The organism is Actinotalea ferrariae CF5-4 (assembly GCF_000603945.1).
GTDB lineage: Bacteria > Actinomycetota > Actinomycetes > Actinomycetales > Cellulomonadaceae > Actinotalea > Actinotalea ferrariae.
In genome coordinates this window covers 1-3233 of sequence record NZ_AXCW01000351.1, presented here as the reverse complement: position 1 = coordinate 3233, position 3233 = coordinate 1, and the positions used below count along the sequence as shown (strand labels likewise).

Below are 3233 nucleotides of genomic sequence, written 5' to 3'. Positions count from 1 at the left end.
GGTCAGTTTTCAGGCGTCGTCGACACTCGGCGTGAACGAAGAGCCTGGTGCGTCGTGGAGCACCCTCCCGTCATCTCTCCTCCGAGGATCCGGTGAGGCTTGAGCCAATCTTGAGCCTGTACTCGCCTACGCCTTGAGGCGCGGCTACCAGGATGGACACGTCCGCAAGAACACAGAGATGGGGAAGGAGTCCGAGAATGATGGGATATGGATGGGGGATGGGTGCGGGCGGCTGGATCGCGATGACGATCTTCTGGGTCGCGCTGATCACACTTGTGGTGTGGTTGGTCGTGCGGGCGTTTCCCGGTGGCGGGGACACCGGGCGCGAGGGTCGCCGTGAGGGCTGGTCCGGCAGCGAGACGCCGGAGCAGATCCTGGATCGCCGTTACGCCGCAGGTGAGCTGGACCTGGAGGCCTACCAAGTGATGCGGGCGACCTTGGCATCCGGCCGCTCGAACGGGAAGGGCGGTGCCCGGTGACGCGAGCGAGGGCAGCGTCGTGGACGCCGGCCGTGGCCGCGCTAGCGCTCGTCGGCTCCGTGATCTGGATGCTGGTCCAGGGTCAGGGCGTAGGCGCCTGGGGATCGGCCGCGCGCGGTGGGGTTCCGGGCAGCGGGTATGGCTCGATGATGGGCGGGGGCGGATGGGGCGACGGTTCGATGATGGGCGGGACCCCATGGGGCCGACCAGACACGACAGACCCGAGCGTCGAGAACCTGGACGATGCGCGGAGCGCGGCCGAAGCCTTCGTCGACGACCTGGGCCAGGGAATGGGCGTGGGTGAGGTGATGCAGTTCGACAACCACTACTACGCCGAGATCGTCGGCGCAGACGGGGAACTGGCAACGGAGGTGCTGGTGGACCCCACCTCGGGCACTGTGCAGATCGAGTATGGTCCGGCGCGGATGTGGAACACCCGCTTCGGGATGATGGCCGCCGGGTCGTCGGGGAGCGAGCGGGTCACAGCGGCTGAGGCCGAGAGGATCGCCGACCGATGGCTGGCCGATCAGGGGGACCTCACCGCCGACGGTGCGGAGGAGCTACCGGGCTACTACACCCTTCATACCCTGCGGGACGGTGCCCTCGAGGGGATGCTCTCGGTGAACAGCACCACCGGTGACGTCTGGTACCACTCGTGGCACGGTCAGTTCGTGGACATGTCGGAGGCCCCGTGACCGACCCGTCGCCGCCCCGTCCGACTCCGTCGGCACACACCTCCACGGCGTCGACCGGACGGCGGGGGCACGTGCTGGTCGTGGAGGACGACTCCGCGATCGCCCACCTGCTCACGCAGTACCTGAGCAGGGAGGGGTTCGAGGTCGATGTGGCAGCGGACGGCGAACAAGGGGTCGAGTTGGCCCGGGACATCCGGCCGGACGTGATCATCTTGGATCTGATGCTGCCGGGAATCGACGGGATCGAGGTGTGCCGGCGCGTGCGGGTCTTCTCCAACGCGTACATCCTCATCCTGACCGCCCGCGGTGACGAGGTCGACCGCGTCATCGGGCTATCTGTAGGCGCAGACGACTACGTCGTCAAGCCGTTCTCCCCGCGCGAGCTCAGCGCCCGGGTGCAGGCTCTGCTGCGCCGCCCCCGTCACGACCACGCCGTCGAGGAACCTGTGCGGCGCTTCGGTGGCCTGGTCATCGACGCGGCTGCGCGCGAAGTCACCCTGGCCGGCGCACCCGTCGAACTGACCCGTACCGAGTTCGACCTCCTGGAGGCCCTCTCGGCTCGGCCGCGAGCGGTCTTCGAACGCCGACGACTCCTGGAGCACGTGTGGGGCAGCGACTGGTACGGCGACGACCACGTGATCGACGTCCACGTCGCCAACCTGCGCCGAAAGCTCGGCGACGACCCCTCCGCCTCGCGGTACGTGCGCACGGTCCGCGGGATCGGCTACCGGATGGGTGATGGCACATGAGGAGTCCCCGAGGTGGGTTCGGCGCACGGCTCGCCTTGTCCCAGTTACTGACGGTGGCAGTCGGCGCTTCAACGCTCCTGGTCGTCGCCCTGGGACTCGCCCCAGGGCTGTTCCGCGCACACGTCGTGGACGCCGTCGGACCGATCTCCCCCGAGCTCGCCACGCACCTAGACATGGCGTTCGCTCGGGCGACCCTTGTCTCCCTGGCCGTGGCCACCACCGCAGCGACGATCGCGGCGCTTGGCATAGGCGCCTTCGTCACGCGTCGTGCCGTGCGGCCCGTCCGGGAACTGGCCAGAGCCGCCTCGGCGATCGCGCAGGGTGACTTCACGGCCCGCGTCCCGGAGACCGGGTTCGGGTCCGAGATAGCCACCCTCAACCACGCGTTCAACCAGATGGCACGCGAAATCGCGGGCACTGAGCGCACGCGTGCTGAGATGCTCCGCGACCTCGCTCACGAGCTGCGCACACCCCTGACCAGTGTGCGCGGGTACCACGAGGCGATTGCCGACGGTGTCCTGCCCGCCGATGACGCCACCTTCGCGCGCGTCGATGGGGAGCTATCCCGGATCGAGCGCCTCGTCGAGGACCTGGACACCGTGTCCCGCGCTGAAGAGCGACGCCTTGACCTACGGTTGCGTCCGGTCCCCGTAGCGGACCTCATCAGCAGCGCCGCTGACTCCGCTGCCCTGTCTCAGCAGCACACCGGCGTAACCGTGCGCCTTGACCTCGCCAACGACGGCAGCCAAGTCTGGGGCGACCCGGACCGATTGCACGAGGCATTGGTCAACCTCATCGCCAACGCCGTCCAGCACACACCCATCGGCGGAACCGTGACGCTGAGCAGCCGCACGACGGACTCCGGCGTGCGGATCGAGGTTGCCGACACCGGCGCGGGCATCGCCCCCGAACACCTGTCCCGGATCTTTGAACGCTTCTACCGCGTCGACAGCGGGCGCTCCCGCGACACCGGCGGCAGCGGTATCGGACTGACCATCACCCGCGCCCTCATCAGGGCCCACGGCGGCCATATACGCGCCCAGAGTGCCGGCCTGGGGCACGGCACAACCTTCGTCATCAGCCTGCCCCGCCACTAGCGCAGACGTCGCGTTCGGCTGCGGACCTCGACTACCAGTCACCGGCTCGCACATTCGCAGGTGAAAAGCGCTCAAATCCCGAGCGAACCCAGTGAGGGGACGCCCCGAGGAGCCTGTTTCCAGCTCGGTGACGGCAACGACGTCACGACACGTGATGTGGAGGTCGAGCGCCAGACTGTCGGAGGAAAGGGGCTCTTCACAATCGAGGGTGTA

At 68.1% G+C, this 3233-nt stretch carries 4 protein-coding genes; all 4 read left to right on the top strand.

The window, feature by feature from the left end; all coding sequences use genetic code 11:
- The first annotated feature begins 197 nt into the window (after window positions 1–197).
- On the top strand, window positions 198–479 hold the full coding sequence (locus tag N866_RS17585) for an SHOCT domain-containing protein (protein WP_034229005.1): 282 nt from the start codon (window positions 198–200) through the stop codon (window positions 477–479).
- A gap of 59 nt (window positions 480–538) precedes the next feature.
- On the top strand, window positions 539–1174 hold the full coding sequence (locus tag N866_RS17580) for a hypothetical protein (RefSeq protein WP_216699482.1): 636 nt from the start codon (window positions 539–541) through the stop codon (window positions 1172–1174).
- A 71-nt stretch (window positions 1175–1245) separates the two neighbouring features.
- Complete coding sequence (locus tag N866_RS17575) at window positions 1246–1923, top strand: response regulator transcription factor (RefSeq protein ID WP_034229004.1); 678 nt, start codon at window positions 1246–1248, stop codon at window positions 1921–1923.
- A 209-nt stretch (window positions 1924–2132) separates the two neighbouring features.
- Window positions 2133–3020 (top strand): sensor histidine kinase, encoded by an 888-nt coding sequence (locus N866_RS17570; protein WP_162177335.1) that lies wholly within the window; start codon window positions 2133–2135, stop codon window positions 3018–3020.
- The last annotated feature ends 213 nt before the right edge of the window (window positions 3021–3233 follow it).